The organism is Psychromonas sp. (genome assembly GCF_041586535.1).
Lineage (GTDB): Bacteria > Pseudomonadota > Gammaproteobacteria > Enterobacterales > Psychromonadaceae > Psychromonas.
Map to the genome: position 1 here is coordinate 1 of NZ_JBFGZY010000018.1, position 16,887 is coordinate 16,887.

7 protein-coding genes are annotated in these 16,887 nt (G+C 46.8%); 2 read left to right on the plus strand and 5 right to left on the minus strand.

All coding sequences use genetic code 11. The annotated features are described in order from the left end of the window. Nucleotides 1–52: 52 nt before the first annotated feature. Nucleotides 53–709, plus strand: a complete 657-nt coding sequence (locus tag ABZA00_RS03540; protein WP_372880766.1) for an NAD(P)H-dependent oxidoreductase — start codon at nucleotides 53–55, stop codon at nucleotides 707–709. A gap of 500 nt (nucleotides 710–1,209) precedes the next feature. On the opposite strand, the gene ABZA00_RS03545 is transcribed toward ABZA00_RS03540, so the two are convergent. The 5 genes from ABZA00_RS03545 to ABZA00_RS03565 all read right to left on the minus strand — a co-directional run bounded on the left by ABZA00_RS03545 (nucleotide 1,210) and on the right by ABZA00_RS03565 (nucleotide 15,667). Further along, nucleotides 1,210–2,220 (minus strand): HD domain-containing phosphohydrolase, encoded by a 1,011-nt coding sequence (locus tag ABZA00_RS03545; protein ID WP_372880793.1) that lies wholly within the window; start codon nucleotides 2,218–2,220, stop codon nucleotides 1,210–1,212. Nucleotides 2,221–2,307: 87 nt separating this feature from the next. Continuing rightward, entirely contained in the window at nucleotides 2,308–8,940 is a 6,633-nt protein-coding gene (locus ABZA00_RS03550; protein ID WP_372880767.1) for a transporter substrate-binding domain-containing protein, read from the minus strand. Nucleotides 8,941–8,990: 50 nt separating this feature from the next. Beyond that, nucleotides 8,991–9,752, minus strand: coding sequence for a class I SAM-dependent methyltransferase (locus ABZA00_RS03555; RefSeq protein ID WP_372880768.1), 762 nt, complete (start codon nucleotides 9,750–9,752; stop codon nucleotides 8,991–8,993). A 169-nt stretch (nucleotides 9,753–9,921) separates the two neighbouring features. After that, nucleotides 9,922–14,484: a biotin carboxylase N-terminal domain-containing protein gene (locus tag ABZA00_RS03560; RefSeq protein ID WP_372880769.1), complete on the minus strand. Its 4,563-nt coding sequence runs from the start codon at nucleotides 14,482–14,484 to the stop codon at nucleotides 9,922–9,924. Nucleotides 14,485–14,923: 439 nt separating this feature from the next. Further along, on the minus strand, nucleotides 14,924–15,667 hold the full coding sequence (locus tag ABZA00_RS03565; protein WP_372880770.1) for a thermonuclease family protein: 744 nt from the start codon (nucleotides 15,665–15,667) through the stop codon (nucleotides 14,924–14,926). Nucleotides 15,668–15,974: 307 nt separating this feature from the next. Here ABZA00_RS03565 and nifH point away from each other — a divergent pair, with 307 nt between their 5' ends. Beyond that, the gene (nifH, locus tag ABZA00_RS03570) at nucleotides 15,975–16,883 is read left to right on the plus strand and encodes a nitrogenase iron protein (RefSeq protein ID WP_372880771.1); all 909 of its coding nucleotides are present in this window, start codon (nucleotides 15,975–15,977) and stop codon (nucleotides 16,881–16,883) included. The last annotated feature ends 4 nt before the right edge of the window (nucleotides 16,884–16,887 follow it).

Genomic DNA, 16,887 nt, shown 5'->3' on the forward strand with positions numbered 1-16,887 from the left:
CAAACAGAGAATACAATAGCGAAGGCTATATTTACTAAATTCGGAGAAAAATGTGTCACAGCAAATAATTAAAGATCTGAACATTCGTTACACAGCAAAAAAATATGACCAAACAAAGCGTATCTCAGCAGAAGATATGGAGATAATCAAAGAAGCACTGCGCCTTTCAGCTTCGTCTATTAACTCGCAGCCATGGAAGTTTATCGTTATTGAAAGTGATCAAGCAAAGCAGCGCCTGCATGATAGTTATGCGAACAAGCATCAGTTCAATCAACCGCACGCAAAAGAAGCTTCGCATACTATCTTGTTTGCATACGATCCAAAATTCACTAAAGATAAATTCCGCAAACGCGTTGATGCAGAGGTGAGCTCAGGTCACCTGCCGGCTGAAATGTATGATACGTTTATGGGTGCTTACGCATTTGCTGATGCTAATACCGATCAGAATGGCTTCAACGGCAACTGGACCAAGGCTCAGGTTTACCTTGCGTTGGGTAATATAATGCACGTACTGGCACGCATGGGCATTGCTTCAACACCGATGGAAGGTGTCGATGCAGAGCTTATCGGCGAGCAGTTCAAAGATGAGCTTGACGGCCACGTCTGCGAAGTCGCACTGGCGATGGGTTACCCTAAAGAGGGCGAAGACTACAACTACGGGCTGCCTAAAGCGCGTCTGGCGGCTGAAGAAGTCATTGCCGTTGTTTAAGAACGTTAACTGATAGAGTTGAGTGTTTGATGGCCAGGTTTATTAACCTGGCTTTTTTACATATTTGTAACTGAAAGCATAGTATGACATGGCAGCATCATATTGGAGAAAAAACACATCACAAAGCTTGCAACCATACTTTGAGATAAAATGCGGCAAATAGCCAATGAATAGGTTTATTGAGCACTTAAAGGCTATGTCTTAATTAACCTCAGCTCTGAATAAGCGACATTCCTCAAGACCGCTCTTTTCGCCCTTTTCTGCGTTAAGTTTGTTTGTAATAGCCGGCTATTACTTCACAAACTTGCCTTGAATGGAACGAAAATCCCGGCATTGAGCTTTACCAGAGTCAAAAAAGATAACTTCATCTATTATAATGCCCACTATCCAGAGTTGAGGTTAACTAATACGGTGTTCACTCAACAGCTTCAAATAAACAAATATCAGGCGTTATTCATTCTTGATGGCACTCTAACATTTGACACCAACAGCGCTGCCCGCTAAGAATACCTGTTTTTAATTTCCAATACCTGCGGCAGAATAGCCACAAAGTGCTTTACCAGTTGCGGATCAAAATGCTCACCGGCCGCCTGTTCAATAAAGGTAACGGCATCCTGCACCGACCATGCCACTTTATAGGGCCGTTCGGAGGTCAGGGCATCGAAAACATCAGCGATGGCGACAATCCTGCCGATACGCGGAATCTCTTCTCCCTTAAGCCCGTTCGGATACCCCTGCCCGTTCCACTTTTCATGATGGGTGAGGGCAACTATTTTAGCCATTTTGAGCAGTTCCGAGGAGTCTTCACCAATAATATCAGCGCCAATCTGCGCGTGGCCCTGCATGATTTGAAACTCTTCGACACTCAGTTTGCCGGGTTTTTTAAGGATATTGTCAGGAATACCTATTTTACCTATATCATGCATAGGCGCCGCATTCATAAGCATGTCCGCCTCGATTTCGCTCATCCCGGCAGCAATGCCGAGAAGCCGTGCATAGTGACTCATACGCACCACATGCATCCCCGTTTCATCATCCTTATATTCAGCAGCCCGTCCGAGGCGCTGAATAATCTGCAGACGTGTCTGATTAATTTCAGCCGTCTGCTCCAGCACTTTGCGGTCCTGTTCGCGGTTCTGATCATAAAGCGCCAGATGGGTGCGTATCCGCGCCTGCACACGAGCCGGGCTAATCGGCTTGGTAATATAATCCACCGCGCCGATCTCCAGGCCCATCAGTTCGTCACAGACACTCATCTTGGCGCTGATAAAGATCACCGGAATATGGCGCGTCGTATGATCCGCTTTAAGGCGCCGGCAGACCTCATAGCCATCAATCTCCGGCATCATAATATCCAGCAGAATAATATCAGGCGGGCTGCTCTGCACTATCTTCAGCGCAAGATCACCATTGATCGCGGCTTTGACATGGTAATCGTGCTTGAGCGTCTCAACCAGTACGGTAATATTCTCTGCTGTATCATCGACAATCAGCACCGTCTGTTTTTCAATGGCCATGGTTTTTCCTTTCCTTCTCGCATAGGTCTCTCTGCGGCTGGTTATTCCACGCAGACAAATAGTGACGCGTTATCTTAACAATCATGATTTATGCTTGCTACAGCTATTACGCATCTCATCCAGCAGTTTCAAGCCGCCGGTAAAGTCATAATCTGCCAGGGCAGACTGCAGGGACTTGGCAAGGGGTGCAAGCTGCCCCGTAGATAACAATTCATAATCCTGATTCAGGGTATCCACGGCAGTGACATCAAAGTCAGTTAGTTGCTGCGCCAATCTATCCAACAGCTCATTAATCCGCGCAGGATCAACTGCTGTTTCTGCCCGCTGCTCGCTATTTTCCGGCAGTTTCGCCAGAGAGCGCTGAATACGCTGCACTTCACGCCTTAACACTTCGCGTTCGTGAGCACCGGCCTGCTGCTGCTGCGTCTGCGCCTCCAGTACTTGACATGCTTCCTGCAACCCCCCAGCTGCAATTAAGCCGGCCAGTCCTTTATAGGTATGGCTCAGCATATTGGCCTGCTGCCAGTCCTGCCCGGCAAACGCAGCATCAAAGGCTTCAATAAAGCCGGGCAGCTTGTCTTTCACCCTGCGCAGCAGTTTGAGATAGAGCTCCTTATTATGCATAGTGCGCGCCAGTCCCTCTTCGCGGTTGATACCATCGAGTTCAGGAATCTCTGCCTTGTTCAGGTTAGCCAGCTGCTCTGCCTGTCGCGCAGAAACAGGGGCGGATGGCGTCACCCATCTGGCAATAGTGATAAACATCTCATTGACATTAATCGGCTTGGCAATATGGTCATTCATGCCCGCTTCCAGGACTTTTTCACGATCGCCGACCATGGCATTGGCAGTCATCGCCAGCACCGGCAGATCCTTAAAGCGCGCCTGCTGACGCAGTTGCCGGGTCGCTTGATAGCCATCCAGCACCGGCATCTGACAGTCCATCAGCACCCCATCAAACTCTTCCTGAGCGAGCATATCCAGCGCCTCCTGACCATTATTGGCGACCTCGACAAATAAACCGTTATCGCTCAACAGCGCCACTGCCAGCTCCTGGTTGATCTCATTATCCTCTACCAGTAAGACTTTCGCGCCCTGTAAAGCAGCAATTGCCGTATCGACTTCTCCCCATTGCTGCTTACTCACCTCAACTTTACCCTCATTTTCCGCCGCCACTAGCAGTGCATCCAATAACAAAGAGGGGGTCACCGGCTTAGTGATAAACTTGCTGATCTGGACATTTTCAGCGGCCCGGCTGGCCTCTTCACGGCCATAGGCGGTGACCATGATCACCGTCGGAAGATTGCTCAACCGGCTGCTATTATGGATAGCACGGGCGGTTTCCACGCCGTTCATGCCCGGCATCTGCCAATCCATCAGCACCAACTGATAGGGATCATCAATCGCCTGCTCAAGCTTCAGTAACGCGGCCTGGCCACTAGCGACACAATCCGTGCGCAGCTCAAAACTGCTCAGCATAGTACAGAGAATTTCCCGCGCCGCCTCATTATCATCGACTACCAGCACCCGTAATCCCTGCAGCTTGCGAGCCGGCAAGCCGATCATGCTACTCTTGCCATGCTGTTTTTGCAGGGTGACAGTAAATTGAAAATTACTGCCGACACCGGCTTCACTGTCCAGCCAGATCTCGCCACCCATCAGCTCAACAAGATTCTTACTGATCACCAGGCCAAGACCGGTGCCGCCATATTTGCGCGTGGTCGACGTGTCGGCCTGCGAAAAGGCTTTAAACAATCTTTGCTGCTGCTCAGCGCTCAGCCCGACACCGGTATCACGTATCGAAAAGTACAGTTTAACCTGCTGCTCATTTTCTTCGCGAACCTCAGCCTTGATAATAATATTGCCCTGCTCGGTAAACTTCACTGCATTATTACCGAGATTAAGCAGGATCTGGGTCAAACGCAGTGGATCACCAATCAGCGTAAAGGGCAGCTGCGGCGACAGATCAAACATCAGCTCCAGTTTTTTCTCTTCGGCTTTGAGCCCGAGCAGATTAGCCAGATTATTGAACACGTCTTCGAGATGGAAATCGTTTTTCTCAATCGCCAGTTGCCCGGCCTCGATCTTGGAAAAATCAAGAATATCGTTGATAATGCCAAGCAGTGACTCGGCAGAATAGTTAACCTTCTCGATATAGTTGCGCTGCTTGCTGTCGAGATCTGTCTGTAACGCCAGATAGGACAAGCCGATAATGGCATTCATCGGGGTGCGGATCTCATGCGACATATTGGCCAGAAATTCCGATTTTGCTTTAGTCGACTCATCGGCTTTATCCCTGGCCTGCGACAGTTCGTTTTGAATCACCTTCTGCTCTGTGATATCCGTCGACCAGCTCAGTACCGCCAGCTGTCCGTGATAGTCAATTTGTTTCAGGGTGAGGAGAATAGTCAAAACCTGCTGCTTGGCACCATAAGCAAATATCTCACGATTCTTGACTATGCCCTCTTCTTTTAAGCAGGTCAGCAGTTTATTGCGCTCATTAGGATCGAAATATGCTTGAAAAACCCCCTCTCCCTGCTGCAGCCCATAGAGCTCAACAAAACGCGGGTTGGCCACCTCAATCACGCCATCAATGACAATAGAAATGCCCACCGGGCTGGAATCGATAATGCTCTGCAGCTGTGCCCGCTCGTTGGCCAGCATCTCAGCCATAATTTTACGTTCATGAATATCGGTCATAGAGCCGGCCATACGCACTTTTTCACCTGAAGCATCACGCAGTAACTTGGCACGGGCATTAAACCAGCGCCACTCTCCCTGTTTGGTGCGCAGACGATACTCGATATCGTAGGGAATGCCCTGCTCCATATGCGCCTCAGACGCGGCAAACACCCGCGCCTTATCATCGGGGTGTAGACCGTCTAACCATGAATCCAGCTTATTCGGATAATCCTGCTCATCCCGATAGCCGAGCAGAGCGCGAAAACGATCCGAGAACCAGACTGTCCCATCCTTAGTGTTGATATCCCATAGACCGTCACCACTGCCGGAGGTACTCAACGCCAGGCGCTCTTCACTTTGACGCAGTTCTCTTGCTATCCGGTGCAGCTTTTCGGTACGCTCAATCACCAGTCCGGACAGTCTGCTACGGGCTCGTTCACTGAACCAAATGGCGATCGTCGTCAATAGCAGGGCAATCAAGCAGACACTGCCCAGCGCCACCAGCACCACGATACGCATGCTCTTATAGGGGGCGAGTGCCTCTGCAATGTCTATCTCGGTCGCCACACCGATCCCCAGCCTGCTTGACCAGACCCATGCCCCCATCACCGGCACACCGCGATAGTCACGATAGCCTTCAGTATTAATCCCTCTCCCCCCTGCCAGTGCGCTTTTAGCCATCAGCGTCAACGGCCAGTCGGCAGCGCTGCTTTGCTCGGGCCGATACCCCTGCAGCAGATTACCGCCCGGATCCTTAATGGCAAAGCTCAGCAGCTTATCCCCCTGCTGATAGTATTCGCTCACAGTGGCCAAATTTTCTGCAAAGCGGGCGCGAGTCAGCAGACGCCCCTGCCGATCAAAGGCGTAACTATCGCCACTGTCACCTATTCTCCCTGCTTGAATAATCTCGCTGAATTCCTCGGCAGGGTCAAAGCGCAGCGTGAAAACAGCGATCACTTGACCCGATTGATCGCGCAGCGGCTCTGCGAAAAACATGGTCGGCGCCTCGGTGAGTAAACGGCCTGTTGCATCTTTTTGCACAATATCTGAAAAAATCGGCGGCACCAGCACGCTTTCACCGGCCAGTACCCTGGCGAACAGTTCCGGTTTTTGTGTTGCAATCAGATTTTGGCTGCCCATATTAATATCACGCCAGGAGGCCAGAGAGGTACCATCCGGGGCAATCACAAAAAAGCCCTGCGCACCTATCTCACGGTTGTAATCATCATAGATGGCGCGCAAGCTTGCCAACGCATCACTGCTTATCAGGGTTTCACTGTCACGGGGCAGTGCCAGCAATGTTTCTACCGAAGAGAAGACCTGCGGATCAGCAGCAAAGCGTTGTGCATCATAAAAGCCTTTATCCTGCCACAGCATCAGCGACTGTTTAACGGCGTTGTTAACATTCTCCAGATTTTTACCCAGCTCCTCTCGAAAATGCAGCTCTTCACGCTGCAAAGCAAGCCAGGTCACCAGCAGGGCGATACTTAAAAAAACAGCCACCACTGAGGTCATCATATAGATAAGATTTTGCCTTGCAAAAATACGCTCCCAGAGCTTTCTCTGCAGACGGTTTATAAATACCAGCAGCAGTAGCAGCGCGAGCAGCAAGATGCTAAACCAGGCGATGACATTTTTATAATCAAACTGTTTGTCGCTCTTTAGCACTCTTGCTCTGTCGAGCTCCTCCTGCAGCCACTGATTTTCAATGCGATAACGACTTTGCTCACTGATACTCGCCAGGGCTTTATTGAGGATCGGCACTAATTCCGGCATGTCCTTACGCACCGCATAGGCGAGCTGATAAGGGTATTCCGTTGTAAAGTTGATACGCAGATCCTGCAGGTCATTTTCATTGATCGCATTGCCCGCTGCAAAAGGATTGCCCAGATAAGCATCGGCACGCCCACTGGATACCGCCTTCAGCCCGTCAGCCACTGTCGCAACCTCAAGGATCTCAATCTGCGGATAATCACGCCTGACCCGCTCTTCCTGCTGATGCCCATTAGGGAGCGCGACAATTTTACCTCTCAGCGCCTGCATACTTTGCAGATCCGGCATATCCAGGTGAGTAAATGCGACCAGCGGCTGATCGATATAGGTGTTGGTAAAAAGAAATTTTTTGCGCCGCTCAACGGTGGGATTTATCCCGGCGATAACATCGAGCTCGCCGAGGTTCAGTTTCGCCATCACCTCTGCCCAACTTGGCGCCGAGTGCTCCTCCATGCTGATTCCGAGACTGCGTTCAATCAGTGCATGATAATCAGCAAGCAGCCCGCTGTATTCACCTTGTTGATTAAAATACCCTAAGGGAGGCCAGTTAGGTTCGGCGCCCAACTTTAACCCTGGATGCGCCTGCAGCCACTTCTGCTCTGCCGGGCTTAACATAACAGCTTGCTCAACCTGGCGACTCTGCGCACTGCCCATAGTGCGCCAGCGATGATAAATTTTAAGCTGCTGCTGATCACTGATAACCGCCAGTGCTTTGCTGATAATAGAAGCGAGTTCCGGCCAGTCAGCACGCACTGCAAAATAGAGCGGCACTTCAGGCAGTCGCGTGTCTTTGAGAGGCAGGTATTCCTCAGAAATATCATAGCCGGAGATATCGGAATGCGTGCCCAGATAGGTGTTCACCAGCCCATCGGAAAGCAGCGGCAATGCTTGTGATAAATCGGCAACCAGCTTAAGCTTGAGCTGCGGATATTCCTGGCTCAGCAAGTTGTGAATATCACTGCCTTTATCTACCGCTACGCCGCTGACATCAGCCATATCCGGATGCCAGAATTCAACCCTATCTGTATTTATAGTGTCATATTTTGTCCAGGCTTTAGTGACCGCAGCGACTGGACTGCTGAAATAGGGCGTCTTAAAAATAAACTTATCGGCCAGCTGATCAGTAAATGCCACACCAGCGAGGATATCTATTTTGTGCTGCTGAGCACGTGCCATCACTGTTTTCGAACTACGGCTGTCCAGCTTGAACTCGATACCGGTCAGTCCATGCAGCAGATCCAGATAGTCGACTGTGGCACCGAGATGCATGCCTCTGCGCCTGCTCAGAAGCGGAGGCCAATGATTAGGAGTGGCGACAGTCACCACGGGATGCGCATTTTTCCAGGCCTGCTCCCGGGCATTTAACTTGAGGCTGGCATTCTGCTGCCGGGGGTCAAGCCAGTATTGAAAAATCGTGCGCCGCTCCTGCACGGATATGGTATCCATCGCCTTCTGCAGAATATCACGCAGAATAGGCCAGTCCTTGCGCACCGCAATAGCATTGATTGACGAGAGCTCACTGACTGTGCCGTATTGCACCACATTGCTGATCAGCTCGTGTTCAATAATATAATTGACCAGGGTACGGTTACCTATATAGGCATCGACCTCACCTCTGCCAACAGCATTCAGGCCATCACTGCGGGTACCGTACTCGATCACCTCAATATTGGCATAGTGCTTTTGCAGTACAGGCAGCAGGGAATGGCCACGTCTTATTGCGACCTTTTTCGTGCTTAAGTCGTTAAGATCTTTCAGATAGGGGCTGTCATCCCGGGCAAAGATGGCATAGGGGACGTCAAGATAGGGCTCGGTGAAATTAAAGTAAGGCTCACGCTCGACCATTGGTTTAATATCCATCATCGCATCAAGCTCTCTGCTCCTGACCCGGTCATAACTCTGCTGCCATGGCCCCGGCACGATTTTCAGGCGCTCCCCAAGGCGCTTATTCAGTGCTTCGATCAATCTTACTTCGATGCCCTGCGGCACGCCTCGCCGGTCGACATAACTAATAGGCGGGCGGGCATGATGCGCGCCTATGCTAATGCGCGGATGGACGGCGAGCCAGTTGCGCTCCTCTTCGCTAAGCAGCGCCAGCATCTCGCTCGGCAAAGACGAGCTGACAGCCGCGGGTGCTTTCTGCTTATCCGCCTGCAGCGTGCTCTGCTTTTCTGCAGCAGAGACAGTGAATGTCGCCATGTGCAGTAAAAAAAGAGTAAAAACCACAATACTGATTTTAAAATTAACAAATATACGATTCACGGTTTACTCCAATCTTTATCTTTGCACTGGCCTTTTTAGATAGTGATTGTTTAACTCTTATTCTGCGGTATCGCCTGCTTAACATACACATCAAATCGATTTTTCTTGGTTTTGATACTCATGGTCGGTTTTTTATCATTGAGAAAAGGCGCGTAGTCCGGCCGCTTAACCACTACCCTATAGCGGGCGGCGTTTAAAGCAACATCCAGTAAATCATCGGCATCGAGATCGGCTCCCACAACACCTTGAAAAACGCGCATCTCTTTTTTAACCAGTGCTGATTTCTTTTTATGCGGAAACATCGGATCCAGATAAACAACATCGGTCTGATGATTCTGCAGATATTCATAACCGGAGCCAAAATACAGACGCATACGCTGCTGCATCCAGTCACCTATTTCCAGGTTTAGATAAGCTCTTTCCAAACCGTCTTCAAGCAGTGCGGCGGCCACGGGAGAGCGCTCTACCATAGTGACATCACAACCTAATGAGGCAAGTACAAACGCATCCCGTCCCAGCCCCGCGGTCGCATCGATCACTTCAACTTGGACACCGGATTTTAAACCTATCGCCTTGGCGATGGCCTGCCCTTTTCCTCCGCCAAATTTACGCCGATGGGCCGCTGCGCCGGAGACAAAATCAACATAAACTAAGCCCTGCTTAGGATCGTCTTTTTGCTCAAGCGCTAAATATTCGGGTAAAAGCTGCAACTGAAAGTTATCGCTCTGAGTAGTTGAAAAACCCCATTTTTCACGTAATTTTTTTGCTTTCAGACGCAAAGCGGAATCGTTACAAATTAAAGGAATATTCATTGTTATGTTTTCTCTTTTTACAATTCAGCAGTCTCGCGCTAAGCCTCGAGCTATGAAATTCCGTAAAGCCCGACACTCGTAACTCGACGCTCAAAACTCGTAGCGAATTACAGCTCAAAAAAAGCCAGTCAAGAGACTGGCTTTTTTTATAATAGGTTCAAAACCTATATTATAAAGGTGTCACGATATACAGCAGATCACCACTTGATACCTGCTGACCGTTAGCATTGATGATACGTTCAACACGGAATTTCGTGTTTGCATCGTATAACACCGCATCCTGACGGTTAAAGCTGGCTAATGTCACCGGAGAGAACATTTTCATCGCTTCCATTAAACCAAGGGTTTTATCAATAGTGACAATATCACCTTCTTTGACGAAATCAGGCTCTGCAGGTGAAGAGGCACGGTAAAAGATCCCCGCACTTTGTGCGATTACTTTTAATTCGTTGCTACCGTCAACCTGGATAGAAATATCTGAGCCACCCGCAGAGGCAGAAGCTTCCATTTCATCAATCATGACTTTTTGATCCAGCTTAGCCATGAATTTCGGCAAGTAAGTTGTATCGTAAACACCGCTTAAGAAGATTTCATCTTTTAAGATACGCTGTAATAAAGGAATATTGGTCGCAATACCGCGGATGACAACCTTATCCAGGAATTTAAGCAATTTCTGAACCGTGTCATTACGATCTTCACCGTGACAGATAAACTGTGCAACCAGGCTATCGTAGTAAGGTGATACCTCTTTACCTTCAGCAATCATCGACATCACTTCAACATCGTCCTGCTCAGGAACAAAGTATTCAACCACTTTACCCGGATAAGGCAGCAGCTGCATCACACCTTTATTATCCAGCGCCGCTTTCTCTGCAGTTACGCGCACTTCGATAGCGTAACCTTTCTTCTGAGGTTGCAGATCGGCAATGCTCTTACCTGAGGCAATATCATACTGTGCAGAAACGATATCAATGCATGACGTTGCTTCTGTTACCGGATGCTCTACCTGCAGACGAGTATTCATCTCCATAAAGTAGATTGCGTCCTGGTCAAGATCGTAAATAAACTCAACTGTACCCGCACCCATATAATCAACTGCATCTGCAAGCGCTGCAGTGTGTTTCAGTGCTTCAGCTTCCAGATGTGCCGGTAACATGGTCGATTCAGACTCTTCTACCACTTTTTGATTGTTACGTTGAACAGAACAATCACGAATACCCAGCACTTTAGTATTACAATGTTTATCACGTAATAACTGCACTTCGATATGACGTAATGAGGTGATGTATTTCTCAAGGTATAAATCGCCATTACCGAAAGCGCCGCGCGCTTCAGCTGAAACCTGGTTGAAACCTGCAAACATATCTTCGGCTTTTTCAATGACCAGAATACCTTTACCACCACCACCGTTTACTGCTTTCAGCAACACCGGGTAACCTATGGTATTGGCAATATCCAGCGCCTGCTCGGCACCAGTCAAAATACCATGACTGCCGGGTACAACAGGCACACCATTATCTTGTGCGGTTTTAATTGCGTTAGATTTGTTACCCATAGTCAGCATACTGTTCATGCTAGGGCCGATAAAGTTAATGCCATGGCTTACACATAAATCGGCAAAACGCGGGCTCTCAGATAGGAAACCGATACCCGGGTGCAACGCATCTACCTCTTCGTATTCCGCAACTTTTAATACTGAGCCGGCATTCAGGTAACTTTCATCTGAAGTATTACCGCCTAAACAGACCAGTTTATCGCCTTTACCGAGCATATCAGCAGGCACCGATGTCATATCCGGATCAGAAGCCACCAGGATTACGTTGATATCGTTTTTCTGGGCAATACGGATAAGTTTAACCGCCGTACAACCACGCGCATGGATCAGCACTTTCTTAACCGGCGTCATTAACTGACGAGGATCGGCCTGCGAGAAATCATCTTCATTGATATCACAAACCGGTACAAAACCTGTCAGAGCCCGCTGAATTGTCTTTTCGATAGTGTTTTCCGGAAGAGGCATATTCTCATCAATATCACGTAAATGAGCATCCAAATCCTCAGAGAACGGATTGATGACTAAACCGTCCATTGCGCCGGGAACACGTGATAAATAGTTAGATAAGGTTGACGTCGACGGCAGGTATGCAGGTACAACCATTTGTCCGGCAAAAGGCATATTAGTGCCGGACAGGTAATAAGTTTGTGCCAGAGGATGTGTTACAAAACTTGCCTGTGCGCCCCCCGTACAATCACCATAACCGAACATCACAACAGGTAAATCATTATCACGAATAAAACGTGTGATCCGGTCATTTACAACCGCCATTGAGAATAGTGCTGCTGCCCCCTCTTTAGTCTGCATACCGCCGGAGCTGATAAAGGCAACAACCGGAAAGTGGTGCTGAGCACATTCAACTAATAATGCACAGAATTTTTCTGCGCTGGCCATATCAAAAGCGCCTGCCTGAAACGCCAGATTTGAAACCGCAACACCGACTTTCTGGGTTGCACCGCCCTCTAATTTAAACTCGCCAATCCCGGTCACTAAACCACAAGGTTTAATGTTTTTATCCAGAGCATCTTCGATAGATAAGCGGAAACCAGGAAATTCCAGTAAGTTAGCGGTCATTAAATCATCTTTCAATTCTTTAAAATCTGTAAAGAATTTACTTAAAATAACTTCATGGGAATTATTCTTTTTGTTTTTCTCAGCGCGTAATACGCCTTGAATCAACAGATCCTGATAACCCATGGTTAAACGATTCCAGAAGTCTTTACGACGTCCTATACGCACCGGGTTAATCGCACCATTGTATTCAGAGGCATCTTCCCGGCTTTTGTAATACTCAGGCAGCAGTTTTTCGAATATATAAGTCAAAATAACGAATAAGCTGGAGTTCATATGCGGCGAACCAACACTCTTCCATTCTTCAACTTTGGTGAGAATTTCACCGCGATCACTTTGATCGGTAAAGTATTGCAACCAGGCATTAAAGGTCGACTCTAACTGATCGTAATCATCATCGCTTACTTTAGTCAGCGCCGTTTTTAATGAGCTGCGCACCAATGATGCAACCGAATCCCGGGATAATTCTTTGGTTGCCATCGCCTCTTTAGCAATGGAAGCAAGGTTACCCATGGTATTGTCATAAAGTGCGTTAAAGACCAGCATATGACGGCAGTGAACAATAAAACATTCGCGTGTTTCACTGTGTGCAACAACATCTATTGCAGTAAGGTCGTTGAGTTCCGGCCAGCTGTCAGTAACCGGCAGTTTAACTTCGTCTTCAAGGTACTCAATTAATGCACGGAAGTTATTTTCCGCACTGGTTTTCCAGCGATTATATAAAGACCAGGTTAATTTGATTAATAACGCGCTGCGCGCATTATCGTAGTTTTGCTGCGGCTCACCTAAAATAAATTTGGTGAACATATTACGCTCTACATTCATATCATCACGTTTGGCGATGAATTTTTTCCAGCTTTTATTGAGTGTATCGTCGTAAATTATTTTGTCCGGGTTTTCTAACCAGTTGATGAATACCTGTTTACGATCCGCATTGATACGCGCTTGTAAATCACCTTCCGGCGTAGTGAGTTTGGATAAACGCCCGTACTCTTTCATCTGCATTGAACTGATACGCGAACGCAGGGTCAGATAACGCATATAGCGGTAAGTGGTACCAAAGGCATTATTATGCACGGTTGGATTTTTAGCGATCAGTTGCGCATTTCCGGAAGCACTTTCAATGGCCGCTAATTTTTGTGACGGATCTAAATAACGCATCAAACTGCGATTATAGTGCTCTAATATATCCGGATACTTGCGCACGAAATCAACAGAGGTTGCTTCAATCGATAAAATACTGGAGATAACTGCTTTTTGCAGGTTGTGCTGACGTTCATCCTGATCGACCGGTGAGTAGTCAACAATACCATCAATGCAGCCCAGCTCGTATAACTCTTCAGGAGAAACACCCACAGATTGTGCACACTCCTGCCAGGACAGATTGTACTTGCGTGCAATGCTTTGCAGGCCTTTTGGCTGAATAGTATTGAAGATACCATCACGTACAGACAGCAAAATGTTAGCCGTCGCAAGCGGTATTGCCCCACCTGAATAACCAACCCCGACAACGATTCCAACAGTAGGGACATCAACGTTTGCACTTTCAGTGATCATTTGCGAAATACTGTGCGCCTGATTTTTACTGTTTGCCTCTTCACCGGCATCAGCCCCGGGGGTGTCAATTAAATACACAATAGGTAACGACAGGTCAGCAAACTTTCGGATCGCCTTGCTCGCAGCCAAATGGTGCTCCGGCATCCATGCACCATTATTAGAAGTACGCTCCTGCGCGATGATACCAATACGGCGAGTATAACCACCAAAGTCCAGTTCCATTTCTGCACTGTAAAAAGCGCCATTGGATTTCTCGGTTACAATTTTACCGTTAAAACCGGCGATAATTGTTTTAGCGCTGGGACGTTTATTATCTTCAGCCGGTTGCACTGTCCGTGCGATGTAGGCGTCAACATCAAGGTCTTTTATAATAGAAAGATTCGATTTAATTCGTTTACGATCGATCAGTCCTTCTAAACCTTCAGTATTTGAAGGAAGCGAGTTGTCTGGAAATAATGAAAAATCTTTCGCGATATGCTCAGCATGAAGAAACAATGGATCTGCAATATTGTTCACTTCAAAATGAGGAGAAGAAGGTTTCACTGGCATACGATACCCTTAAGATAGTGATAGAAAAAATAAATTGCCATAATTTACAACTTATTAACTAATGAATCCACTGTTGATTGTATTACACATGAAAACATAGGTTAATAAACAGTCATATGGGTGATAAAAACTCAAAAAATAGAGTACTAAACAGTAACAAAGTCTCTGCGAAATTTTTCGTTCTTTATGGAAAAGTTGATTCTTGCTCACGTTATTCATCTGACACAGCTTTTAACTGTGCAGGTTAACACTTTGTAACAAGTGAACGAATAAGAAGCCGTTGGGACAGGAAATCCATTATCCCGAAATAATAATTCAGTCCATTATGAAAGCACTTAGGAATAATAATCGTACCTATTTAGCTTAGCGCCCTATTAAAACCAATGCGTTATATACACAAATGAACGGTAAATGCTCAGCCAAACACGCAGGTATCAAACTAAGGTAAGATTTGCGCGGGATGCGTAATGGTTAACTGTAACTGGCCTGCAATCCATTTTAAGTTACCTGTTAGTAAAATACTATTATGCAGTTGAATTTTTGTGCCTGATGTTTCAAAAAAATTTACATTTTTTTTATCAAGCTTAACGGTCAAGTTGCCATCTAAAATAATTTCCAGGCTTTTCTTTGTTTCCTTAAGTTCACTAATTTCACCGACAATATATTGATAACCTTTATCTTTTTCAGATAACTCCCCTGCTTTTAACGGCCTGAAATTTGCCCAGATTCCTTTTTTAGCGGAACGCGCCTGCTGCTCTGCCGCCTGAAAACATAACCACAACAGATCGTTTTTCCCGATTACCCAATGCTGAGCAAAGCCTGACTTTAACTGTAATAAAGCCAAATTTTGCCCAGTTTGAGTAAACACATAGGCTAATAAGCGCCCATATTTGTCGCGCCGGGTATGATCGAAGATTAAACGTAACTTATCCCCTTTTTTAATCTGCCCGGCCAATGCCTCTTTTGCAGCTAATGCAAAAGGCTGCGATTTGCTGATGTTTATATGATCAATTTCAGGCGAATTAATACCGATAAAGCGAACTAACTCGCCGCTATCAAGTGTGACAGTATCACCATCATTAATCTTTTTTAAAGTAACAGTTTTATGCCATGCAAGGTCAGGGCAATCAGCCCACAAAAACGCCGGAAACAGCATCACGAGGAAAAAGATAAGTAGTCGCATTCTCAATCCTGACAACGGTTAATAAATTTTTAGCTTAGGTGAAATGATGAATAAAGCGAAAATGCTTTTTCCGGCACAACCCCGGCAATTATTGGAAAAACCGCGTTTCGCTTTGTCTGACTTGCAACAAAATCCCTCTTTTTTGTGCGCTTAAATCCTACCAACAAAACAGGAACCTACCACACAACAAAAACAACACCTTTAAATTCAATGGCTTATACAAAAACGTGATCTTGGTACAAGTACTGCATTTAGATAAGCGTAACACTAAATTATCTTTTTTTATCTACAACAGGAGTAAGTAATTATGGCTATTCGTCAATGTGCAATTTATGGTAAAGGTGGTATCGGTAAATCTACTACAACTCAAAACCTTGTAGCAGCTCTTGCTGAAGCAAAACAAAAAGTAATGATTATTGGTTGTGACCCTAAAGCCGATTCAACCCGCCTTATTTTACACACTAAAATGCAAAACACGATCATGGAAATGGCTGCTGAAGCCGGTACGGTAGAAGATATCGAACTAGAAGATGTACTACTAACAGGTTACGGCGACGTGAAATGTGTTGAATCAGGCGGTCCAGAGCCAGGTGTTGGCTGTGCGGGTCGTGGTGTAATCACGGCAATCAACTTCCTTGAAGAGGAAGGCGCATACGAAGAAGATCTTGACTTCGTATTCTATGACGTACTGGGTGACGTTGTATGTGGTGGTTTCGCTATGCCTATCCGTGAAAACAAAGCACAAGAGATCTACATCGTTTGTTCTGGTGAGATGATGGCGATGTACGCGGCGAACAACATCTCTAAAGGTATCTGTAAATATGCTAAATCAGGTAGTGTGCGTTTAGCCGGCCTTATCTGTAACTCCCGTAACACTGACCGCGAAGATGAGCTAATCATGGAATTAGCAAGCAAACTTGGCACTCAAATGATCCACTTTGTACCACGTGACAATATCGTACAACGCGCTGAAATCCGTCGTATGACAGTTATTGAGTACGATCCAACTTGTAAACAAGCTGATGAATATCGCGCACTTGCCAAGAAAATTATGGAAAACCAATTATTCGTTATACCAACACCAGTGACAATGGATGAGCTTGAAGATCTGTTGATGGAATTTGGTCTGATGGATGAAGAAGACGAAACAATTATTGGTAAAACAGCACAAGAGCTTGCTGATGAAGCTGCTGCATCTGCTGCATCTGCTGCATAATAAA